We start from the raw sequence: 18,509 nt of genomic DNA on the forward strand, positions 1-18,509 counted from the left end.
TTCACGGTGTCGTCCCGGCGGCGGATCTCCCGCCCCCGCCGCCGGGACGTCTCGGTTGCGATGCCGATGACGATGCGTCAGCCGCGTGCCCCGGGGCCAGGGTTTCGGCCCTCGCCGAATCCCCGCCGGACCCCCGCCGGACCCCCGCCGGGCCCCTTGTCGCGGGCCGGCCACGCGGCCCAGGATCGGCGGGTGCTGACCATCCACCTCACCGAGCAGGACCTCGCGCGCACCCGGATCGCGCCGACGGCCGACATGTCCACCGAGCTGTCGCTGAGCCTCCACCTGCTGGCGACCCGCCGCACCGAGCACCGGCTCGGCCAGTGGCGCGAGCAGCTCGGGCGGCGCTGGAAGCCGCGCTCGGCGATGCTGTTCGACCTGTTCTCGGCCACCGCCGTCCCGGAGTTCCTCACCGTGCGGCAGGACGGCCGCGACACCGCCGAGGCCACCGCGGACGGGCTGGACCGCGCCGGCCGCCACTACCTGGGCGGGCTCGGACGCCTGCGACGGCTGACGCCCTTCGCCCGGGACCTCGCCACCGGGGACCGCAGGTCACGGCTGCTGCTCGGCGACCTCACGGCGGAGTACCAGACGGCGGCGATCACCCCGTACTGGGAGCGGATCGACTCCCTCGTCGCCGCCGAACACCGTTACCGGACACGGCAGCTGGCCACCGCCGGCCTGGACGAGGTGCTGGCCACCCTGCACCCCGCCGTGCGCTGGCAGCGGCCCTTCCTGCGCCTGCCCGGCGCGCGCTGCCCCGTCGAACTCGACCCGGCGGGCCGCGGCCTGCTCCTCCAGCCGGCCGTCTTCGCCCCCGGCCGCCCGGTGGTCGCCGCACTCGAGACCCCGGGCGCGCAGCCCGTCCTGATCTACCCCGTGCCCGCCGACCAGCGCCCGCTCACCGACGACCGGCCCGGCCCACGCCCGGCCCTGACGGCCCTCCTGGGCCGCACCAGGGCGGCCGCCCTCGGCATCCTGGCCGCCGACGGCCCGCTGAGCACCAGCGACCTCGCCACCGCCCTCGGCCTCGCCCCGGCCACCGCCAGCCAGCACGCCAGCATCCTGGCCGAGGCCGGACTGATCGCCAAGGAGCGCCGGGGCGGCACGGTGGTGCACCACCTCACCCTGCTGGGCGAGGTCCTGCTGCGCGGCGGGATCACGGACGCCGCGCAGAGCGCGTCACGCCAGCTGGCGGGCGGCGGCGAGGGCTGAGGCGGGCCCCAGGGGCTTCCGGCGGAGCCACCCGGCGGGCTTCAGTTCCACGGCTCCCGATGGGGGTCCTCGCCCAGCACCCGCGCGGCGGCCTCGCACAGGTCCGCGCCGAAGAGCTGGTTGCTGCCCCACTCGGAGCCCCACAGCTCGGACGCGGCCTCGGCCACGGCACGCCAGCTGTACTCCTCGTCGACCCGCCACGTCCGGATCCGGGCGGCCATCTCCGGGGTGAGCGTCGCCGGATCCACGATGCTGTGCGTCATGGCGCCGACCCTAGCGCCCGTCGGTGCCCGGCCGTCCGCCACCGGGCCGTCCGTGCCCGTTCCCGGCCGTCCGGCGAACTGGCCGGGCCTCCTGCGGCGTCTCCGCCACCTGCGGACGTGCACAAGCAACGAACCATGCGAGGAGCCCAGACGATGCCCCACCCCGGATCCGCCTCCGCCGAGGTCCCCGCCTACCTCCCCGGCATCGCCCGCGCCTTCCCCGCGGTCTCCTGCCTCGTCACCGACCCGGACGGGCGCATCCTGCTCGTCCGCAGCTTCAACCGTGAGCCGTGGGGCTGCCCCGGCGGCGTCATCGACCCCGGCGAGACCCCCGAACAGGCCGCGGAGCGGGAGCTCCTGGAGGAGACGGGGCTGCGCTTGAGCGCCGGGCGGCTGCTCCACATCGCCTGGGCCAGCGGCGACGGCAGCGACCTGCCGAACATGCCGGGCGTCCAGTTCTACTTCGACCTGGGCACCGTCCCGCTTCCCCACCCGCCGCTGCGCCTCCAGCCGGACGAGATCCGCGACGCCGCCTGGGTCGCCCCCGCCGACCTCCCCGCCTACACGGGCGCCCTGCGCCTCTCCCGGCTGCGCGCCGCCCTGGCCGCCCGCGCCGGCGGCGAGGTCCGCGTCCTCTCGGCCACCCGCGCCGAGCTGGCCGCGGACGCGGCGGCCTACGCCGCGACGCTGCGCACCGGGCCCGCCGGGCGCACCGAGTCCGCCGGGTAGGGCAGTCGGTGGCCCTGACCGGCCGGGTCGTCCGGCCGGCTCCTCACCCCTGCCCGGTGATCATCTCGAGCACGGCCCGCGCCGTGTTCCACCTGCCCGGCGGCCCAGGCACCGATGTCCGCAGCGGCGCCGCGGCGCTGCTGCCGACGTGCCGCTGCCGGCGTGCCGCGCCGTCAGCGGCAGCGGAAATGCTTCGCTGCGGCGGGGCCTGGTCGGGCACCATCGGCGGATGGGCATGTTGGATGCAGTCGCAGGCAGAGTCGCCGGCGGGGCGACCGTGGAGTTCCGACCGAGTGGCTCCTCGATGGTTCCCTTGATACGCAGTCGGCAACAGGTGGTCGTCGCGCCGGTCGACCCGTCGAAGCTGGACGTCGGAGACATCGTTCTCGCGCGGGTCGCCGGGACCGTGTACTTGCATGTGGTCTCGGCGGTGGACCAGCCCCGGAAGCGGGTGCAGATCAGCAACAACCGGGGACGCGTCAACGGCTGGACCGGCCATGACCGTGTCTTCGGCATCTGTCTGGCGGTCGAGGGTGCGACCCGGGCCGGGGCGGCGGGAAAGACGCTCGGGGCCACCTCTCCGGCAACTCCCGGGCAGAAGCCCTCCTCGCACAACCCGAATTGACGGTGTGTGCCCCAGCCGGTCGTCCACGCCCCGCGACCTGATGTCCGCGCTGCACACGGTGGTCTTCGACGCCTCGCCGGAGACCGCGGTGTTCGCCGTCGCCCCCCCGGAGCGGAAGCCCAGGACAGCTGCCCGCCACCTGCCGAACGACGGCATGCCCGGCCTCGGGCTATCCGGTGGGCGCCCGCTGCCTGCGCCAGCGGTCCCGGTGGAAGATCGGTTCGACGGCGACGACGCAGAACGCGTGCATGGGCCGGTCGGTGCGCCCGGGGTCGAAGAAGCCGACCATGTCGCCGAGGAAGCTCTCGCCGTGCCGGTGGACGTGGGGGTCCTGGGCGACGCGGTCGCCGACCGCGGTGAGCCAGTCGCCGATCCAGAACAGGACTTCGGCGCGGGCGGTGATGACGATCGTCCCGGCGCGCTCGGCGAATCGGGCGGGATGGCGATCGGCTCGGCGACGGACGTCGTCGGGACGGTCCGAAGCCCGTGCCGCCGGGGCGGTCACGCTCAACGGCGCCGAGGAACGGCGCATCCTGTGCCGCAGGTCGGGCCAGTCGGAAAGCCGCAGCCCCGTGTCCTCACGGGCCAGCAGCACGGGCAGCGGACGGGTGTCGCCGCCGGCCGGGGCCGTCGGTCGGGCGCCCGGCGGGACCGGGATGTGGATCGCGCTGTGCGAGCTCGCCGCGGCGACGCGGAACAAGGCACCGAGCCGAAGGAGATCGGCGCGGCTCGCGCGCAGATACCCGACGTGGTGGTCGGGAGGGTGGACGAAAGTGTTGCGGAGCATGGGGCCGGTGCTCAGGATCCGGCTGAGACCGGATCCGGGATCGGCGACAGGATGGCTCGTCACCCGCAACCGCATCCGGCCTTCGTCCACCCTCATGCGCGAGGTACGACACGCACGCCGGGCGTCGGCGACGGAGATCTCCGTAGGCATGGGAGTGATCATGACCGCCACCCGCCCGCCACCGCCAACGGGTTTACCGGCCCTTGCGCGAGGCCGGGCGCCCGGGGGGAGCGTGGGAAGTCGGCGGGACCGACTTCCCGTGCAGCGGGGTGGAGCCGGCGGGCGGTGCGCTGCGCCCGGGGGAGGGCGTCAGCTCGCCGGGTGCGGGTGGCCGCGGTGCACGGTCCACTCGGGGGCCAGGACGGCCATCGTGTGGGCGTCGATCCATGCGCCGTCCCAGCACAGCGCGTCGCGCCGGGTGCCCTCGTGGACGAAACCGAGCTTCTCGTAGACGTGGTGGGCCCGCAGGTTGAAGGCGAAGACCTCCAGTTCGACCCGGTGCACGCCGATGGCCTCGAAGGCGTGGGCGAGGACGAGCCGGCTCGCCTCGGTGCCCAGCCCGCGGCCGAAGGAGCGGCGGTCGAACAGGCTGATCCGGAACGAGCAGGAACGGTTGCGGGCGTCGAGCTCCGACAGCACGACCTCGCCGACACAGGTGCCGGTGGCCCGTTCGACGATCGCCAGGTCCAGCCGATCGGCGTGCTCGGCCCGGGAGCCGTACCAGCGTTCCAGCGTTTCGAGGCCGAAGACCTCGTGGGTGCCGGTCAGCCGATCCGTTTCGGGGTCGGCAGCCACCGCGACCAGCGCGTCGGCCGTGCAGACCGGACGCAGGAGCACGCGCTGGCCGGCGAGCGTCGGCTTCTCGGCGAAGGAGATCTCCGTAGACATGGCAGCGATCATGACCGCCACCCGCCCGCCACCGCCAACCCGTTTACCGGCCCTCGCGCCAGGCCGGCGTCCTGGTCGAGCGTCACGAGCGGGCGGCGTCACGGGCGGGCGGCGTGACGGGCGGGCGGCGTGACGAGGCCGCTCACGCAGGGGCAGGCAGGTCGATCCGCGCGAGCTTGGCCGGGTCGACCACTGCCGTGATGGCGGTGATCCGGCCGTCGGTGACGGTGAACGCGAGGACCGAGAGCGGGGTGCCGTCCTCGCGCCAGGAGAGGACGCCGGGACGGCCGTCCACGAGCGCCGCCCGGCCCAGGGCGGCCGCGCCGGCGGCCAGCTGCGCGCCGGCGGCGACCTTGGTGGCGCCGAGGGTGACGACCACACCGCCGGGGGTGTCGACGGTGAGCCTCACCTCGGGATCGAGCACGCGGAGCAGACCGTCGAAGTCGCCACCGCGGGCCGCCGCCAGGAAGGCGTCGACCACCTCGCGCTGTTCCCGGCCCGCGCGGGTCGGCCGCTCGGTCGCCCGAACCTTCCGGCGGGCGCGGCTGGCGAGCATCTTGGCGGCGTCGGTGGACTTGCCGAGGATGCGCCCGATCTCGTCGAACGGCACCGCGAACAGGTCGTGCAGCACGAACGCCAGCCGCTCGCCGGGCCGCAGCGAGTCGAGGACGACCAGGAGCGCGAGCCCGAGCGAGTCGGCGAGCACCGCGTCGTCGTCCGGGGCGGGGGCGTCGTCGAGCGTCACCACGAGTTCGGGCAGCCGGTCGTCGTAGGACGCCTCTGGGCGGGTCCGGCGCGAGCGCAGGACGTCGAGGCTGATCCGGCCGACCACGGTGGTCAGCCAGCCGGAGAGGTTCTCGATGACCGCCGCGTCCTGGCGGGAGAGGCGCAGCCAGGCCTCCTGGACCACGTCCTCGGCGTCGGCGTGCGAGCCGAGCACGCGGTGGGCGACCGCGCGCAGCCGGTCGCGCTGGGACTCGAACGCCTGGGCCACCGGGTCCGTCGAGCCGGTCTCGAACATGTTGTTACCTTCCCCGAATCCGTTCCGTCATGGGTGATGACGGGTCCGGACGGGCCCGGGTAACCGCTGAAGGAGCAGGACTGATGGAACCACGCCTCAAGGGTGCGATGAACCCCGACCTGATGACCGCGATCCAGCACCTCCACAGGGCGATAGCCGCCGGAGGTGTCGACCGGCGCCTCCTGTCGCTGGTCCACCTGCGCGCCAGTCAGATCAACGGCTGTGCGCCGTGCGTGTTCGCCACCGTCTCGGGCGCGAAGAAGGCCGGGGAGACGGACGAGCGACTGCACCACGTGGTCGCGTGGCGCGAGACGCCGTTCTTCACCGACGAGGAGCGGGCGGCGCTCGCGCTGACCGAGGCCGCCACCCGCATCCAGGACGGCGCTCCCGGTGTGACCGACGAGATCTGGGATGCCGCCGCCGACCACTTCACCGGGGAGCAGCTGAACGCGATCATCCTGGAGATCGCCATGACCGGCTTCTTCAACCGGATCAACCACACGATCCGGGAACAGGCCGGCAGGAGCTGGTGAGCCCACCAGGGCGTCGTCCACGGGGGACGACGCCCTGGTGGCCGGCCGGCGCGGCGAGGGCCACGAACCCGACGACCAGCAGGGCCCGTTCGAGTGGGAAGTCGGCGAGGCCGACTTCCCACTCATGGAGCAGAGGAGGCGGGGCGGCGGGATCGCAGGCGCGGCAGGCGACTTCGCCGCCTGAGCTGGGTGGTGCGGCGGATTCGCGCAAGCTCAGGTGGAATCGGACCGGATGGTGTGGCGGACGAGCCGCTGGTGCTGCTTGAGACGGGCAGAGCATCGTCCGGCCACCCCCGGAGCGCGCCGCCCGGGGAGTCGCTCCCGTGTTGCTCAGCAGATGAACGGGCAGGAACGTGCTTGCAGGGACGGTGGAATGAGTGTGGCTCCGCACCCTTTGGGCTGCGGAGCCACACTCATCGTGGTGCCGGCCGGATTCCGCCGGTTGCCAGCCGCTGCGCTGGAGGACCTTTTCAGTCCCTGTGCGGTCAGGCGTACTCAGTGACCCAGCGCTGCTCGGTGGGGTAGTCGGACGCGCAGCGCCAGAGGGTGAGGTAGGTGCCGTTGGCGTGGCTGCCGCCCTTGTTCGTCAGGCAGCGGTAGTCCGGGCCCGAGTAAGTGGTCCAGGTCCAGCCGGTGTCGAGGCCGAACTGCTGCGGGTAGTTGGTACCGCTGTAGTCGCAGTCCCACAGCGTCAGGACGGCGCCGTCGGTCTCGTAGCCGTTGCCGTACGGGGTCAGACACTTACCGCTCGCCCGGTTCACGAGCCGATAGCCGGGGCCGGCCACCTGCACGTCCCACTGCTGCAGAGGCGAACCGGTGCAGTCCCACAGGGTGATGATGGTTCCGTTGGAGGTGCCGTTGCCCTTGGGGGTGGCGCACTTCCCCGAGTACTTGTTCTGCAGGGTCCGCCAGTCCGCGGCGCTGGCCTGCGGGGCGATCGAGACGTTCATGACGACCGCGGCCAGGAGGGCCGCGAAGACAGCAAGAATGGACTTACGCATAATCAACTTTCCTGAGCGGAGCACACGGTACGCCCCATGTCCGGCCGTGGGCAGGCCGTCGGGCTCGACGGCCTGCGGCCAAGATCAAGTAAAACACCTGACATCGTTGAAGGTTGTGCCCGAAACGATCACCGTTCCGTAACGACTCCATTGCCGCACGAGGGCGTAGCGGCGCTGGTCAGAGGCATGTTGAACCCGGGCCTGACGACTGTCGGGTCATCAGCTTCTCTGTCACCGCGAGCACTGTGAACGGCGAACGCACCAGTACGAATGTCCGGCTGATCACCACTCTGCTCGATCCCGATCGCCATCCGGCCGCGGACCTGGCAGCCCTTCACCATGAGCTGTGGGAGGCCGAGACGGCCTGCTTCGGCATGACGAGGCCCTGGTGTCCCACCTCGCCGCCCCGTGGGTGGGGCGGCGAGGCGGGTGTTGCTGTCAGTGGGCGTCGAACTCGCCGGTGCGGACGGCGGTGACGAAGGCGCGCCAGGCGTCGGCGGTGAAGGTGAGGGCGGGGCCGTCGGGGTCCTTGGAGTCGCGGACGGGCATCACGCCGGTGTAGCCGTCGGCGACCTCGACGCAGCCGTTTGACCCACCGCTGTAGGTGCTCTTGCGCCAGGTTGTGGGGTGGGTGTCGTTCATCCGGTGCCCTCCTGATCGAGCGTTGCTGAGGCTCACATCACGGTAGGGCCGGGAGTGGGAAGTCGGCGAGACCGACTTCCCACTCCTCACCAGACCCGCTGGCGAGCCGTGAATGCGCCCCACCTCGTCGCTCTCGTCCGAGCCGGAGCCCACTTCGAACGCGGCTATCTCGTGGAACGGTCGAACACGACCGCAGTATGAAGCATGAACAGGGTGGCGGACCTGCCTCGAAGTTGGAGATCATCCGATCATGTCGGATGACACGCCAGGACAGGACCTCCCAGCCGGCTTCGGGTTCCGGCCGTATCGGGGTGAGGAGGACCACGGTCCCATGGCCGCGGTGCGGCTGGGATGTGTCGAACGGGACGGGGTCGACACCCGTTCGGTTGTGGAAGGGCTCCCGACAGCGGCCGAGATCGCCGAGGCCTCTGCCAAGCTGGACGAGCCGTCCGAGAACCAGGTCCTGGTGGTACGCGACGGGAGCGTCGTCGGCTACTCGACGATCCGGTGGTGGCAGGAGCGGGACGATACGTGGCTTTACCTGCACCGCGGTTACCTCTTGCCCGAGCATCGCGACCAGGGCATCGGGTCAGCCATGCTGCGCTGGGCCGAAGAGCGGATCGGCCGGCTCACCGAAGACCATGGCACGGCTCGGACTGCAGTGATCGGTGCGAACGCCATGGTCTCCGAGCAGGACGCCACGGCGCTTCTGCTCGCAGCCGGCTACCGACGCGCCTTCAGCCTGGTCGAGCTGGAGCTGGGCGATCTGCAGCAGTTGCCCGAACGAGGCAGCGAACTCCCGGCCGGGATACGGACGGGGCCGATCGGGACCGGCCACTACCGCGCGGCCTGGAGGACGGTCGTCGAGTCGTACGCGGAAACCGGTTTCACTCAGAAATGGACCTTCCAGGACTTCGTCGACACCGCCGACCCGGCATGCTGGAGGGCTGCCTGGAGGGGGCAGGAGATGCTCGGCGTGGCCCTGTGCTCCATCCGCAACCACGACCACACCGTGGGCGAGGTGGAAGAACTGAGCGTCCGAACGGACCAGCGACGCCTCGGAATCGGCCGGATCCTGCTGCTGGAAGGGCTGCGAAGCCTTCGCGAGCAGGGTGCAACGACGGCCAGGCTGTACACGGGCACGGCAAATCCCCACCGGTCCTACGATCTTTACGAGAGCGTGGGGTTCCGGAGACAGAACGAGTATGTCCGCTACCGCAAGCCGCTCGCTTGATCGACCAGCCGTTGGACTGTCCGGTCGATCCACACTTGTCGTCGGCCATGTCATGCCCTCCTGCGCCATCCAGAGCTACCCCTGCCCAGGCTTCCCACTCCGGCGGTGGCTTGCCGGTTCAGTCGAACTCGCCGGTGCGGACGGCGGGATCGCAGGCGCGGCAGCCGATTTCGCCGTGAGCCGGCTGGTGCGGCGGATTCGCTCAACCTCAGGTGGAGTCGGATCGAATGTCGCGGCCCCGGGACCAGAGTTCCTCGGCGTGCTCGGAGAAGCGGTCGAACATGCCGTTCTCCTCGCTGCGCCGGAAGTGCATCATCGGTGAGTCGTGGCCGACGGCCCGGGCGAGATGCGGGGTGACGAGGGCGTGATCGTCGAAGCGGAACACCGAGAGGCCGACATGGTTCGGACCGTCCTCCTCCGCGCTGAAGCGGGCCTCGACGCCCTCGGTGTCGGAGAGCTTGCCCAGGTTCTCCAGGGTGACCCTGATCCGCGTGGACACCGTGAGGGCAACATCCTCGATCAGCTCACGCCTGCGGGTCGTCTCGGAGCCGGGATCTCCGAGAAGGAACCGGATGCGGCAGCCGCTCTCGGCTTTGCGGCGGAGAGTCTGCAGGAGGGCTGGCTGCTCCAGCCAGACGAAGTAGTTGGTGTACCCGCAGAGGAAGACGTCGGCACTGGCCTCGGCGATCAGCTGCGCCCACACCGACTTCGGGCAGGCCGAACGGTAGGGGTAGACCGCGAGCACCTCGCGGTCGTGGCCGGCCTTGAGGTTCATGTGGTGGGTGTCGGACCAGACCACTCGTTCACCAACCTTGAGGTAGAGAAGGCCGTTGGGGGAGAAGCCTGGTGCCGTGCTGCCGTTTGCCCTGGTCGGGTTGAACCTGCTGGGGGAGTTCAGATCGCCTCGCCGCCCCGTGGGTGGGGCGGCGAGGTGGGTGTTGCTGTCAGTGGGCGTCGAACTCGCCGGTGCGGACGGCGGTGACGAAGGACTGCCAGGCGTCGGCATGGAAAAGGAGGGCAGGGCCGTGGGGATCCTTGGAGTCGCGGACAGGGACGATGTTTTGGTAGCCGTCTGCGACTTCGACGCACTGGCCGCCTTGTCCGCTGCGCGTGCTCTTGCGCCAGCGGGCGCTGGATAGGTCAAGATGCACTTTCAAATTCCTTCCGTACTATGCGGATCAGCTCAAGTGACGCGGCCAGCGGCAGCGCCTCGGCTTGCAGCCGATCGTAGTCTCTGGCCCAGCCTGCCAGGGTTTCGGCATCTCGCTCGAGAAAACCGCGCTGGTGGCTCTCCGAATACCCGAGCAACGAGCGGTTCGGCATCGTCAGCAGGGTTACCGGGTGAGCGAACGGTCGACTCTCCCCAAGGCCGATCGGGGCCACCTGGATGGTCATGTTTGGGCGGCCGGCTAGTTCTTCCAGGTGTGCCAACTGGTTGGCCATCACGGTCGGCCCGCCGACTGGGCGTCGCAAGCTCCATTCGTCTAGCACAGCCTGGACGAAGGGGGGCGAGGACTGGTTGAGCCGCTCCTGCCGGGCGAGGAGAAAGCGCATGCGCTCGTCGGCCTGCTGCTGCGTAACTGTCCCCCGTCTCACGGGTGCTTGCTCGTATGCGGCTGCGTAGTTTGGAGTCTGAAGCAGTCCTGCAACTACTCCGATCTCGAACAGCCGGACCGTAGTGGCCTCCGCCTCCCGCTCGGCGTACTCGGGGAAACCTTCTATGAGGATGCTGTGTTCGAGCTGGTCAAGCATGAGGGCGAGCGTGCCACCGGTGGTGAGGTACTCGTCCACGACCTCCACGAACCGACGGCTCGGCGGGCGGATGCCGCGCTCGATGCTGGAGATGTAGGCGCCGGAGTAGGAGATGGCCTCTCCGAGCTCCGTCTGGGTCAGGCCGCGTGCCTCGCGTGAGCGGCGGAGCTGGATCCCGAGGGCCGCATAGGGAGATGACGTGGGATCAAGATCCTTACGGTTCATGATGCTTCCCAACTGAACCATGCTGAACTGGCGACTTCAGATCCTTCCCTGCGAGGGGGTCGTTCCGCAACCATTTTCCACACAGAGCGTGAAAGATCGGCTGCGGAAGGTTATTCCCATGACGCATGACCAAGTGCCCGAGCTGCATGGCTACGGGGTTCGGTGGGACCCCGAGGAGCGGTGTTACCGGGTGCGGAACGAGATGACGGGGGAGTGGCTGTGCCAGGACTCCGGCGGGTTGAAGGGGTTCTCCTCCTTCACGGATGCCTGGAGTGCCTGGCGGGTGTTCGAGATGCACAAGCGGCCGGGGGAGCACTGATGTCGACCCTCTCCCGCGTGACCGCCGACCAGCGGCGCCAGGCCGCCGACGCCCTGGACGACCTGACCACCGTGCTCGCCCTGGGCGGGGTGACGCTGCCCTCCGCGGAGGTGGACTGGGAGTACGGGCGCCGCACCGGCTGCTACCTGGTCGCTCTGGGGGCGGCCCGGGCGTCGGAGGTGCTGCGCATCGTCGACCTGCTGCGCAAGGGGCTGCGCTACGAGCGCCTGACGTATGACGACTGACCTCCTCGCCCGTCTGCTCTGGTGGGCCTGCTTCGCCCTGCTCCTGCTGTTCGTCGCCCTGAGGAAATGACCCCCTGATGCGCGATCCCCGCCTCCTCGCCAAGCCGCCCGTGTGCCGGCTCGGCTGCCTCGCCCTCGTCCGCAACCTGCGCGGCGACGTCCTGCTCGTCGACCCCGACTACCTGGACGGCATGATCCTCCCGGGCGGCCCGGCCCGGCCCAACGAGCCCCCGCACCTGGCCGCCGCCCGCCACCTGCACCACGACACCGGCCTGACCCTGAACCTGACCGCCGTCCTCGCCGTCGACTTCACCCCCGCCGACCGCCACCTGGAACGCCTCGCCCTGGTCTTCGACGGCGGCACCGTCACCACCGAGCGCCTCACCGTCCCGCCCCGCCACCGCAGCGCCCTGCTCGGCGCCCGCTTCGTCCCCGTGCGCCGCCTGCCCGACACCATGGCCCCCGCCCAGGCCGCCCGCCTCACGGAGGCCCTCTCCGGACGCTCCCTCCCCCTCCTCCAACTCGGTCAGCGGGCCGCCTGAAGGGCGTGCAGGAGGTCCTCGCCCAGGGCTTGGCCGGTGGCCGACTCGTCGGGCAGCCCGTAGTCGCGGTACCAGTCCGCCGGTGCCTCCGGGTGCGGGCCGCTGACGGCGACCCGCCCGGACCCGTACGGGGCGACGACGGCCGCGGCGCGCTCGTTGCCGTAGCGGGCGAGGACGTCCACGCCCGGGCCGTCGACGTCGAAGTACGGGCCGTCCTGGAAGTACATCCGCTGCGGGCGGCCGCGCCAGGCGACGGCGACGAGGTGGTCCCGGTCGTCGGTGACGGTGGCGCCCGGAGTGCGGATGTACTGGCCGGAGTCGCCGGGCAGCAGGTCGTAGCCCGGGTCGCCGGCCAGGTAGCCGCCCATGCACAGCCCCAGGTAGCGGCCGCCGGCGCGGACGTAGTCGCGCACCAGGTCCGGGGTGAAGCCCGGCTCCTGGCGCAGCAGGCGCCAGGCGGTGCCGACCTCCTGGCCGTTGGTGCCGCCGGGCTGGGCGTACAGGGCGGCGTGGTCGAGCGCGCCGGGGCCGAAGTGCAGGTGCTCCTGCGGCCCGATGTAGTGCACGGCGTAGCCGTCGTGCTCCAGCAGCTGCCGGGTGGCCTCGGGGCAGCCGTCGCAGGCGGCCGGGCCGCGGTAGACGAGGGCGAGCGGGTGCCCGCCCGGGTCACCGGCGGGGTCGTCGTCCGTGCCGTCCGCGGAGGACTCGGGGGAGGCCGAGGAAGCCGGGGCGGCCGGGGCCGGTGGCGCGGGGGAGGAGCTGCACGCCGAGGCCGTGAACACCGCCACCGCCACCGCCAGGGCCGCCGCTGCCCGTCGAATCCGCCTCATCGCCCGCGCCCCCACCGTCGACACCCCTGGCCCTGCCGCGGCACGCGGTGTCGACCGCATGCCGACGGCGACGCTACGGGCCGTCCGGGGTGCCGTGCACATCCGCGGCCACGGACGGGTGACGGGCGGGCCCGCCGGCCCCGGGCGGCTACCCGGTGGCGAGCGTGCGCAGGGCGCTCAGCAGCGCGTCGGCCTCGGCCGGCGGCAGCGCCGCGAGGAAGCGCCGGTCGGTCTCCGTCCGCACGCGCTCGGCCCGGCGCAGCAGCCCCCGTCCCTGCGTGGAGAGTCGGACGATGGTGCGGCGCCGGTCGGACGGGCTGCGCCAGCGCTGCGCCCAGCCCCTCGACCCGCTGCGGAACTGAAGGCCGCAGCGCGCGGCTGTCGACGAGGGGGTGGGTCACGTTCGGCGCCGGGCGGCGGCAGGGGGTCAGCGCGGGCAGCGGGCAGGGGGTCAGCGCGGGCAGGTGGTGTCCGCGGCGGGCAGGGCGCCGGTCACCAAGTAGGCGTCGACGGCCTGTTGGGCGCACGGGCTGTAACCGCCGAGGTAGAGGCCGTGGGTGCGGCCGGGGACGGTGACCAGGCGCGAGCCGTGCAGGCGGGCGTGCATGGCGAGGGCCTCCGGGTAGGTGGTGTGGGTGTCGCCGGTGGACTGGATCTGCAGGGCGGGCACGGCGTTGTCCACCGTCACCGGGGTCTCCCGGGGCGCCTGCGGCCAGAACGCGCACGGCGTCGGGCCGTTGTAGACCGGGCCGAAGACCGGCTGGGCGGCGCGGGAGCGCTCGACGGCGGCGCGGTACCACTGCGGGTCGCGCGGCATGGCGACGTCGTCGCACAGGACGGCCATCGCGGAGGCCAGGTCGAGGTCCGCGCCGACGACACGCGGCTGGAAGACGACGGTCAGCAGCTCGTGCAGCCCGGGCGTGACCTGCACCGGCTTGCCGTCCGCGGCGTCGAGGAGCTGGCGCAGCACGGCGGCGTAGTCAGCGCCGTCGCGGTCGTCGCCCTGGCAGACGGTGAGCAGCACCGGCAGCAGGCGGCCGTCGACCCGGAAGCCGTCGACGGCTATCGGTGCGGCCTCGGCGCGCCGCACCAGGTTCTCGACGGTGGCGCGCACGGCGGCCGGGGTGGCGCCGAGGCCGTACTCGCCGTGGCGGGGGGCGGCCCAGGCGGCGAAGTCGTCGAGGGCCCGCTCGTGGGCGGGGCCCATGTCCTGGAACATCCGGATGCCGTAGCGGGCGGGGTCGGGGGCGCTGTCGAGGACCAGCCGGTCGACGCGGCCCGGGAACATCTGCGCGTACACCGCGCCCAGCAGCGAGCCGTAGGACTGCCCGAACCAGGAGGTGCGCCGCTCGCCGAGGGCGGCGCGCACGAGGTCGACGTCGCGGGCGATGTTGCGGGTGGTGAGGTGGGGCAGCAGGTCGGGGTACTTCGCCCAGCAGGCGTCGGCGTCGTTCTTCGCCAGGCGCCAGCTCTCCTCGAAACCGGACTGGTCGGTGCCCACCGAGCGCAGCCAACTGCCCCGCTCCAGGCCGCAGTCCAGGGCTCCGCTGGCGCCGGTGCCCCGGGTGTCCATGCCGATGACGTCGTAGGCGGCGGCCACCTCGGGCGCGGCCCGGGACAGCAGCGCGGCGGGCATGTCCAGGCCGCGGCTGCCGGGGCCGCCGGGGTTGGTCTGCAGGATGCCGCGGCGTTCGGCCGGGTCGGTGGCCCGGATCCGGGAGATCGCGAGGTCGAGGGTGCGGCCCCGGGGTGCGCGGTAGTCGAGCGGGACCTTGAGGGTGGCGCATTCGGTGCCGCTGGCGGCGAGCCCGGGATCCGCGCAGGTGGCCCAGGTGATCGGCTGGTGGCGGTAGGCGGCGAGTCCGTCGGGGCCGGTGACCTCACCGGGGGCGCTGTCGGCGGTGCTGTCGGTGGCGGCGGCGCTGTCGGGGGCGGTGCCGGGATCGTCCGCGCGGGCCCCGGGTGGGGCGGCGGACTGCTGCGGGGCCGTGGACCGCTGCGGGGCGGCGGGCGCCGGTGCCGCCGTGGCGGCGAGGAGGGCGGCCGTGGACAGGGCGAGGGCGGCGAGTGCCGTGCGGTGTCTCATACCGCCACCCTAGGTTCCCGCAGGTGTCGCTGATCGTCCGTCAGTTGACGCCGAGGCGTCCGGAGATGGGCATCGCGGCGTGGGCGAGGAGGGCGAGCTGGATCCGGTTGCTGGTGCCGGTCTTGGCCCGGATGCGACGCAGGTAGGTGTCGACGGTGTGCGGGCTGAGCTCCAGGCGGCGGGCGATCGCGCCGTAGGTGGCGCCCTGGGTGAGGAGCTCCAGGACCTGGCACTCGCGCTGGCTCAGCCCGGCGATGGCGGAGGCGGCGGGGGTCGGCGCGGTGGGTGCAGCGGGAGCGGGCGCGGTGGCGAAGGACGGGGTGGTGACGGGCATGTCGGAGCCTCTCTGCCGCGGGCGGACCAGGACGGGCCAGGACGGACCAGGACGGACCAGGACGGAACGGGACGGGGCGGGACGGGGCGAGCCGGGGCGGGCCGGGACGAGCCGGGACGAGCCGGGGCGGGCCGGGGAGGGCGGCCGGTCGGGGTGGTCCGACCGGCCGGCGGCGTCACATGATCGGCTTGCAGAGCGGGGTGTGGCAGCTGCCGCCCCAGGAGGTGTCCGCGATGTTCTTGGTGGCGCCGGGCGGCTGGAGCACCGGCGACGGCTGGGTCGACCCGACCGCCGGCCGGGTGTCCGTCGCCGCCGCGGCCGAGGCGGAGGCCGCGCCGCCGACCGCGGCGGTGAGCAGTCCGGCGAGCAGGGCGGTGGCGGCGACGAAACGCTTCAAGGGGTCCTCCAGGACGCGACAGGGGAGCGGACGGCGGGCCGGGAGCCGTGATCGGCGGGGCCCGGCGGCCTGTGAACTAGCATGACGATCAAGGGCCGCCCGCGCCATCGATCGGGGCCCCACCGACAGCACTGGCAGCAAGATGACCGGGGGACGGAAGTGGACGTTTCACCCCAGACCCCGCCGCATCCGCCCCGGTCGGCCGCCACGGGCACGGGCCCGGGCGTCGGCCCAGGCCCAGGCCCCGGCGCCCTGGGCGGGGCGGTACCGGCAGCCCTGCCCGTCCCCGTCCCCGTTCCCGTTCCTGTTCCCGCGCCGGCTCCCGAGCCGGCCGACGGTGCCGCCTACGCCTGGGTGCTGGAACACGGCAGCCTGGACGCGGCCGCCCTCGCCGCCCACCTCACCGGCCTCGGCCTGGACCCCGACGGCGCCGCACCCGCCCTCGAACGCCTCCTGGCCTGGCAGCTGGTCCACCGCGACCCCGACGATCCACGCCTGGGCCGGGCCGTCGCCCCCGAGGCCGCGATGGCCGCCCTGGCCGCCCCCGTCGAGGCCGCCATCCAGCGCAGCCGCGCCGAACTGGCCCACCGCCAGGCCCTGGTGGCCGGCTTCCTGCCGGTCCACCGGCAGACCGTCGCGGGCGGGAACGGCGCCGCCGGCGGGCCCGCCATCCGCGCCGCCGGCGTGAACGCCGCCGCGGACGGGCCCGCCATCCGCGCCGCCGGCGTGAACGCCGCCGCCCCCGCCGCGGACGGGCCCGCGACCGCCGCCCCCGCCGCGGACGGGCCCGCGACCGCCGCCCCCGCCGCGGACGGGCCCGCGACCGACACCCCCGCCGCGGACGACCCCCCGCAGCTGCAGGTCATCGCGACCCTGCCGGAGGTCCGCGCCGCCCTGGACCGCGCCTCCGCCGAGTGCCGCAGCGAGGTCCTCACCAGCCAGCCCGGTGGCGGCTCCCGCGTCCCCGCCGCGATGGAGGACGCGCTGCGGCGCGACCGCGTCCTGCTCGCCCGAGGAGTGCGGATGCGCACCCTCTACCACCACACCGCCCGCTTCAACGGCCCCAGCCAGGCCTACGTGGAGGCGGCCACCGCGCTCGGCGCGGAGTACCGCACCGCCCACGAGCTGTTCGGCCGGCTCATCGTCTTCGACCGGGAGCTCGCCTTCCTGCCCCTGGACGACGGCTCGTGGGGCGCCCTGGTGGTGCGTCAGAAAGCCCTGGTGGCGTACCTGTGCGAGATCTTCGAGCAGACGTGGACGCTGGCCAGGCCGTTCGCCGAGGCGGCCGAGGACGGCTTCGGGCAGGTCGCCCAGGAGCTCGACCAGACCATCGTGCGGATGCTCGCCGCCGGCCTGAAGGACGAGGCGATCGCCCGCCGGCTGGGCATGTCGCTGCGCACGGCCCGCCGCCACATCGCCGACATCATGGACGAGTTGGCGGCCGACAGCCGCTTCCAGGCCGGTGTGGCCGCGGCCCGCGCGGGGCTGCTGGACGACTGAGCCCCGGACGGACGGCCCGGACGGAAGGCCCGGACGGACGGGCAGGCGCCCCGGACGGACGGCCCGTCGGGAAGGCCCGTCGGGAAGGCCGACCCGTCCGCCCCGCGACGGGCCGGCCGAGCCCGCCCGTGTCACGTGATCCCGGGACCGGGAACCCGGGACTGTGCGTCACGGCGGCCGCTGCGCACGATGGATCATCGGAGCGGGGGCGGCGGGAACCCGGCCGAGGCGGAGGTGAGGCGATGCTGTGGGGCGAGGAGTCGCACCTGCCGACCCTCCGGGACGACGACCTGCTGCAGGACGTCGTCGGCTTCCTGCAGCGCCGACTCGGCCACGGTCCCGCCCTGTTGTGGACCGAGGACGACGGCCCGGACGGCGCCGAACCGCCGCCCGCGCCGGACGCCCACCGACGGTCGAGGCACACCGCCGCCCTCGCCGCCGCGCTGCACGAGCGCCTCGGACGGCTCGTGGAGCCGGCCGCGGTCGGGGGCGCCGGAGCCCTCACCGGCCGGAGCGCGAGCAGCCTGTTACTGTTCCAGCGCCGCGGCGCCGGGCGCGTCCAACCGACCGGCCCCGGTGGGCGGTTCGGGCCGGACCGGGCGGACGGATCACCACAGACCGTCCGGCTGAGGCCCGGGCAGTGGCTGCTGCTGCCACCCGGCTGCGGCTACCGCCTGCAGTGCCGGCCCGGCGCCGAACCGCTGGTGCTGCGCATCCCGCTCACCGCCGGCAACGGCACGGCGCGCCCCGACACCCCCGGGCCGGCCGGCTGACCACACACCACCGCGCCACACCGCCCCCTCCCGGCCACCGGATCCCGCCTCCCCGGCCACCGGAACCCGCCTCCCCGGCATCCCCCCGGCACCAGGCCGACGCGCCCACCGGCGCACGGCCGCCCCACCGGGCCCGCCCGACCAGGGCGCGCCCACCCCCGTCCCGAAGGAGACCACCATGGGTACCCGCACCACCGCCACGACCACCACCTTCGCCGTCCTGGCCCGCCGGGCGGCGCTGTCCGTCGCCGCCGCGGCCGCCCTCGGCGCGGCGACCCTCGCCCCGGCGGCCGCCTCCGCCTCGGCCGGCCACGCCCCGACCGTCCACGGCCCGGTGGTGCGGACGCCGGCCGTCCACGGCCCGGTCGGCCACGGCACGACGCCCGACGTGCACACCGACCACATGGCCATCGACGACTGCGGCCACCACTGCCCCTCGCACATCAGCTGACCCCGGATCCCGGACCCCGCGGACGCGGGTCCGACGACAGACCCCAGGGGCTCCGGCGGCCGTCCAGGCCACCGGGGCCCCCGGCCCGCGCCCGCCCGGCCCGCGAGGCCCCGACGC

General features: G+C 73.3%; 24 protein-coding genes and 1 pseudogene. 12 read left to right on the forward strand and 13 right to left on the reverse strand.

Annotated elements, in window-relative coordinates:
- The first annotated feature begins 192 nt into the window (after nucleotides 1–192).
- The gene (locus ACIA8Q_RS11585; protein ID WP_396317062.1) at nucleotides 193–1,215 is read left to right on the forward strand and encodes a DUF5937 family protein; all 1,023 of its coding nucleotides are present in this window, start codon (nucleotides 193–195) and stop codon (nucleotides 1,213–1,215) included.
- 41 nt (nucleotides 1,216–1,256) lie between these two features.
- Here the strand turns inward: ACIA8Q_RS11585 and ACIA8Q_RS11590 are convergent, their stop codons facing one another.
- Nucleotides 1,257–1,478 carry a hypothetical protein gene (locus ACIA8Q_RS11590; RefSeq protein WP_360207067.1) on the reverse strand — a complete coding sequence of 74 codons (222 nt, stop codon included), beginning with the start codon at nucleotides 1,476–1,478 and terminating at the stop codon, nucleotides 1,257–1,259.
- Between the two features lie 153 nt (nucleotides 1,479–1,631).
- On the opposite strand from ACIA8Q_RS11590, the gene ACIA8Q_RS11595 reads away from it, so the two are divergent.
- Nucleotides 1,632–2,207, forward strand: a complete 576-nt coding sequence (locus tag ACIA8Q_RS11595; RefSeq protein ID WP_396317063.1) for an NUDIX domain-containing protein — start codon at nucleotides 1,632–1,634, stop codon at nucleotides 2,205–2,207.
- Nucleotides 2,208–2,436: 229 nt separating this feature from the next.
- Nucleotides 2,437–2,832, forward strand: coding sequence for a S24/S26 family peptidase (locus ACIA8Q_RS11600; RefSeq protein WP_360207072.1), 396 nt, complete (start codon nucleotides 2,437–2,439; stop codon nucleotides 2,830–2,832).
- 169 nt (nucleotides 2,833–3,001) lie between these two features.
- On the opposite strand, the gene ACIA8Q_RS11605 is transcribed toward ACIA8Q_RS11600, so the two are convergent.
- The 3 genes from ACIA8Q_RS11605 to ACIA8Q_RS11615 form a co-directional block, all read right to left on the reverse strand.
- Nucleotides 3,002–3,781, reverse strand: coding sequence for a hypothetical protein (locus tag ACIA8Q_RS11605; protein WP_363363441.1), 780 nt, complete (start codon nucleotides 3,779–3,781; stop codon nucleotides 3,002–3,004).
- Between the two features lie 147 nt (nucleotides 3,782–3,928).
- A complete protein-coding gene (locus ACIA8Q_RS11610) occupies nucleotides 3,929–4,507 on the reverse strand; it encodes a GNAT family protein (RefSeq protein WP_360207077.1) in 579 nt (192 codons plus the stop codon).
- A gap of 142 nt (nucleotides 4,508–4,649) precedes the next feature.
- The gene (locus tag ACIA8Q_RS11615; RefSeq protein WP_360207080.1) at nucleotides 4,650–5,528 is read right to left on the reverse strand and encodes a sigma-70 family RNA polymerase sigma factor; all 879 of its coding nucleotides are present in this window, start codon (nucleotides 5,526–5,528) and stop codon (nucleotides 4,650–4,652) included.
- A gap of 83 nt (nucleotides 5,529–5,611) precedes the next feature.
- On the opposite strand from ACIA8Q_RS11615, the gene ACIA8Q_RS11620 reads away from it, so the two are divergent.
- On the forward strand, nucleotides 5,612–6,061 hold the full coding sequence (locus ACIA8Q_RS11620; RefSeq protein WP_360207083.1) for a carboxymuconolactone decarboxylase family protein: 450 nt from the start codon (nucleotides 5,612–5,614) through the stop codon (nucleotides 6,059–6,061).
- A 485-nt stretch (nucleotides 6,062–6,546) separates the two neighbouring features.
- On the opposite strand, the gene ACIA8Q_RS11625 is transcribed toward ACIA8Q_RS11620, so the two are convergent.
- Together ACIA8Q_RS11625 and ACIA8Q_RS11630 are read right to left on the reverse strand one after the other, a co-directional pair.
- Nucleotides 6,547–7,062, reverse strand: a complete 516-nt coding sequence (locus ACIA8Q_RS11625; protein WP_360207086.1) for an RICIN domain-containing protein — start codon at nucleotides 7,060–7,062, stop codon at nucleotides 6,547–6,549.
- A 438-nt stretch (nucleotides 7,063–7,500) separates the two neighbouring features.
- The gene (locus ACIA8Q_RS11630) at nucleotides 7,501–7,704 is read right to left on the reverse strand and encodes a DUF397 domain-containing protein (RefSeq protein ID WP_360207089.1); all 204 of its coding nucleotides are present in this window, start codon (nucleotides 7,702–7,704) and stop codon (nucleotides 7,501–7,503) included.
- Between the two features lie 36 nt (nucleotides 7,705–7,740).
- Here ACIA8Q_RS11630 and ACIA8Q_RS11635 point away from each other — a divergent pair.
- Together ACIA8Q_RS11635 and ACIA8Q_RS11640 are read left to right on the forward strand one after the other, a co-directional pair.
- Nucleotides 7,741–7,905: pseudogene (locus ACIA8Q_RS11635) on the forward strand (IS256 family transposase); the annotation flags it as partial.
- Between the two features lie 49 nt (nucleotides 7,906–7,954).
- Complete coding sequence (locus ACIA8Q_RS11640; protein ID WP_396317064.1) at nucleotides 7,955–8,938, forward strand: GNAT family N-acetyltransferase; 984 nt, start codon at nucleotides 7,955–7,957, stop codon at nucleotides 8,936–8,938.
- A 208-nt stretch (nucleotides 8,939–9,146) separates the two neighbouring features.
- On the opposite strand, the gene ACIA8Q_RS11645 is transcribed toward ACIA8Q_RS11640, so the two are convergent.
- From ACIA8Q_RS11645 to ACIA8Q_RS11655, 3 genes are all read right to left on the reverse strand, one after another.
- Nucleotides 9,147–9,737 carry a DUF5919 domain-containing protein gene (locus ACIA8Q_RS11645; protein ID WP_396317065.1) on the reverse strand — a complete coding sequence of 197 codons (591 nt, stop codon included), beginning with the start codon at nucleotides 9,735–9,737 and terminating at the stop codon, nucleotides 9,147–9,149.
- 145 nt (nucleotides 9,738–9,882) lie between these two features.
- Nucleotides 9,883–10,095 (reverse strand): DUF397 domain-containing protein, encoded by a 213-nt coding sequence (locus ACIA8Q_RS11650; RefSeq protein WP_360207094.1) that lies wholly within the window; start codon nucleotides 10,093–10,095, stop codon nucleotides 9,883–9,885.
- On the reverse strand, nucleotides 10,079–10,915 hold the full coding sequence (locus ACIA8Q_RS11655; RefSeq protein ID WP_387902704.1) for a helix-turn-helix domain-containing protein: 837 nt from the start codon (nucleotides 10,913–10,915) through the stop codon (nucleotides 10,079–10,081). The genes ACIA8Q_RS11650 and ACIA8Q_RS11655 overlap by 17 nt, the downstream gene beginning before the upstream one ends.
- A 118-nt stretch (nucleotides 10,916–11,033) precedes the next feature.
- Between ACIA8Q_RS11655 and ACIA8Q_RS11660 the strand changes: the two genes are divergently transcribed.
- From ACIA8Q_RS11660 to ACIA8Q_RS11670, 3 genes are all read left to right on the forward strand, one after another.
- Nucleotides 11,034–11,234 (forward strand): hypothetical protein, encoded by a 201-nt coding sequence (locus tag ACIA8Q_RS11660; RefSeq protein WP_396317066.1) that lies wholly within the window; start codon nucleotides 11,034–11,036, stop codon nucleotides 11,232–11,234.
- The gene (locus tag ACIA8Q_RS11665; protein WP_360207101.1) at nucleotides 11,234–11,479 is read left to right on the forward strand and encodes a hypothetical protein; all 246 of its coding nucleotides are present in this window, start codon (nucleotides 11,234–11,236) and stop codon (nucleotides 11,477–11,479) included. Before ACIA8Q_RS11660 ends, ACIA8Q_RS11665 begins: the two co-directional genes overlap by 1 nt.
- A 77-nt stretch (nucleotides 11,480–11,556) precedes the next feature.
- Nucleotides 11,557–12,021, forward strand: a complete 465-nt coding sequence (locus ACIA8Q_RS11670; RefSeq protein ID WP_360207104.1) for an NUDIX domain-containing protein — start codon at nucleotides 11,557–11,559, stop codon at nucleotides 12,019–12,021.
- On the opposite strand, the gene ACIA8Q_RS11675 is transcribed toward ACIA8Q_RS11670, so the two are convergent.
- The 4 genes from ACIA8Q_RS11675 to ACIA8Q_RS11690 form a co-directional block, all read right to left on the reverse strand.
- Nucleotides 12,006–12,851: a BPL-N domain-containing protein gene (locus ACIA8Q_RS11675; RefSeq protein WP_360207107.1), complete on the reverse strand. Its 846-nt coding sequence runs from the start codon at nucleotides 12,849–12,851 to the stop codon at nucleotides 12,006–12,008. The genes ACIA8Q_RS11670 and ACIA8Q_RS11675 overlap by 16 nt on opposite strands.
- A gap of 451 nt (nucleotides 12,852–13,302) precedes the next feature.
- Nucleotides 13,303–14,937 carry an alpha/beta hydrolase gene (locus tag ACIA8Q_RS11680; protein ID WP_396317067.1) on the reverse strand — a complete coding sequence of 545 codons (1,635 nt, stop codon included), beginning with the start codon at nucleotides 14,935–14,937 and terminating at the stop codon, nucleotides 13,303–13,305.
- A 40-nt stretch (nucleotides 14,938–14,977) separates the two neighbouring features.
- Nucleotides 14,978–15,271, reverse strand: a complete 294-nt coding sequence (locus ACIA8Q_RS11685; protein WP_360207111.1) for a helix-turn-helix transcriptional regulator — start codon at nucleotides 15,269–15,271, stop codon at nucleotides 14,978–14,980.
- A gap of 175 nt (nucleotides 15,272–15,446) precedes the next feature.
- Nucleotides 15,447–15,668 carry a hypothetical protein gene (locus tag ACIA8Q_RS11690; protein ID WP_360207113.1) on the reverse strand — a complete coding sequence of 74 codons (222 nt, stop codon included), beginning with the start codon at nucleotides 15,666–15,668 and terminating at the stop codon, nucleotides 15,447–15,449.
- Between the two features lie 354 nt (nucleotides 15,669–16,022).
- Between ACIA8Q_RS11690 and ACIA8Q_RS11695 the strand changes: the two genes are divergently transcribed.
- The 3 genes from ACIA8Q_RS11695 to ACIA8Q_RS11705 all read left to right on the forward strand — a co-directional run bounded on the left by ACIA8Q_RS11695 (nucleotide 16,023) and on the right by ACIA8Q_RS11705 (nucleotide 18,392).
- Nucleotides 16,023–17,168, forward strand: a complete 1,146-nt coding sequence (locus ACIA8Q_RS11695) for a response regulator transcription factor (RefSeq protein ID WP_396317068.1) — start codon at nucleotides 16,023–16,025, stop codon at nucleotides 17,166–17,168.
- Between the two features lie 242 nt (nucleotides 17,169–17,410).
- On the forward strand, nucleotides 17,411–17,941 hold the full coding sequence (locus tag ACIA8Q_RS11700; RefSeq protein ID WP_396317069.1) for a hypothetical protein: 531 nt from the start codon (nucleotides 17,411–17,413) through the stop codon (nucleotides 17,939–17,941).
- Nucleotides 17,942–18,119: 178 nt separating this feature from the next.
- On the forward strand, nucleotides 18,120–18,392 hold the full coding sequence (locus tag ACIA8Q_RS11705; RefSeq protein ID WP_360207119.1) for a hypothetical protein: 273 nt from the start codon (nucleotides 18,120–18,122) through the stop codon (nucleotides 18,390–18,392).
- Nucleotides 18,393–18,509: the final 117 nt, after the last annotated feature.

Origin of the sequence: Kitasatospora sp. NPDC051705 (genome assembly GCF_044453265.1) — a bacterium.
Lineage (GTDB): Bacteria > Actinomycetota > Actinomycetes > Streptomycetales > Streptomycetaceae > Kitasatospora.

What these genes read in the sequence shown, in the direction of transcription:
- ACIA8Q_RS11590 (WP_360207067.1), bottom strand. Translation starts at nt 1,478, where the DNA reads ATGACGCACAGCATCGTGGATCCGGCGACGCTCACCCCGGAGATGGCC.
- ACIA8Q_RS11595 (WP_396317063.1), top strand. Translation starts at nt 1,632, where the DNA reads ATGCCCCACCCCGGATCCGCCTCCGCCGAGGTCCCCGCCTACCTCCCC.
- ACIA8Q_RS11600 (WP_360207072.1), top strand. Translation starts at nt 2,437, where the DNA reads ATGGGCATGTTGGATGCAGTCGCAGGCAGAGTCGCCGGCGGGGCGACC.
- ACIA8Q_RS11605 (WP_363363441.1), bottom strand. Translation starts at nt 3,781, where the DNA reads ATGATCACTCCCATGCCTACGGAGATCTCCGTCGCCGACGCCCGGCGT.
- ACIA8Q_RS11610 (WP_360207077.1), bottom strand. Translation starts at nt 4,507, where the DNA reads ATGTCTACGGAGATCTCCTTCGCCGAGAAGCCGACGCTCGCCGGCCAG.
- ACIA8Q_RS11615 (WP_360207080.1), bottom strand. Translation starts at nt 5,528, where the DNA reads ATGTTCGAGACCGGCTCGACGGACCCGGTGGCCCAGGCGTTCGAGTCC.
- ACIA8Q_RS11620 (WP_360207083.1), top strand. Translation starts at nt 5,612, where the DNA reads ATGGAACCACGCCTCAAGGGTGCGATGAACCCCGACCTGATGACCGCG.
- ACIA8Q_RS11625 (WP_360207086.1), bottom strand. Translation starts at nt 7,062, where the DNA reads ATGCGTAAGTCCATTCTTGCTGTCTTCGCGGCCCTCCTGGCCGCGGTC.
- ACIA8Q_RS11630 (WP_360207089.1), bottom strand. Translation starts at nt 7,704, where the DNA reads ATGAACGACACCCACCCCACAACCTGGCGCAAGAGCACCTACAGCGGT.
- ACIA8Q_RS11640 (WP_396317064.1), top strand. Translation starts at nt 7,955, where the DNA reads ATGTCGGATGACACGCCAGGACAGGACCTCCCAGCCGGCTTCGGGTTC.
- ACIA8Q_RS11655 (WP_387902704.1), bottom strand. Translation starts at nt 10,915, where the DNA reads ATGAACCGTAAGGATCTTGATCCCACGTCATCTCCCTATGCGGCCCTC.
- ACIA8Q_RS11660 (WP_396317066.1), top strand. Translation starts at nt 11,034, where the DNA reads ATGACGCATGACCAAGTGCCCGAGCTGCATGGCTACGGGGTTCGGTGG.
- ACIA8Q_RS11665 (WP_360207101.1), top strand. Translation starts at nt 11,234, where the DNA reads ATGTCGACCCTCTCCCGCGTGACCGCCGACCAGCGGCGCCAGGCCGCC.
- ACIA8Q_RS11670 (WP_360207104.1), top strand. Translation starts at nt 11,557, where the DNA reads ATGCGCGATCCCCGCCTCCTCGCCAAGCCGCCCGTGTGCCGGCTCGGC.
- ACIA8Q_RS11675 (WP_360207107.1), bottom strand. Translation starts at nt 12,851, where the DNA reads ATGAGGCGGATTCGACGGGCAGCGGCGGCCCTGGCGGTGGCGGTGGCG.
- ACIA8Q_RS11680 (WP_396317067.1), bottom strand. Translation starts at nt 14,937, where the DNA reads ATGAGACACCGCACGGCACTCGCCGCCCTCGCCCTGTCCACGGCCGCC.
- ACIA8Q_RS11685 (WP_360207111.1), bottom strand. Translation starts at nt 15,271, where the DNA reads ATGCCCGTCACCACCCCGTCCTTCGCCACCGCGCCCGCTCCCGCTGCA.
- ACIA8Q_RS11700 (WP_396317069.1), top strand. Translation starts at nt 17,411, where the DNA reads ATGCTGTGGGGCGAGGAGTCGCACCTGCCGACCCTCCGGGACGACGAC.
- ACIA8Q_RS11705 (WP_360207119.1), top strand. Translation starts at nt 18,120, where the DNA reads ATGGGTACCCGCACCACCGCCACGACCACCACCTTCGCCGTCCTGGCC.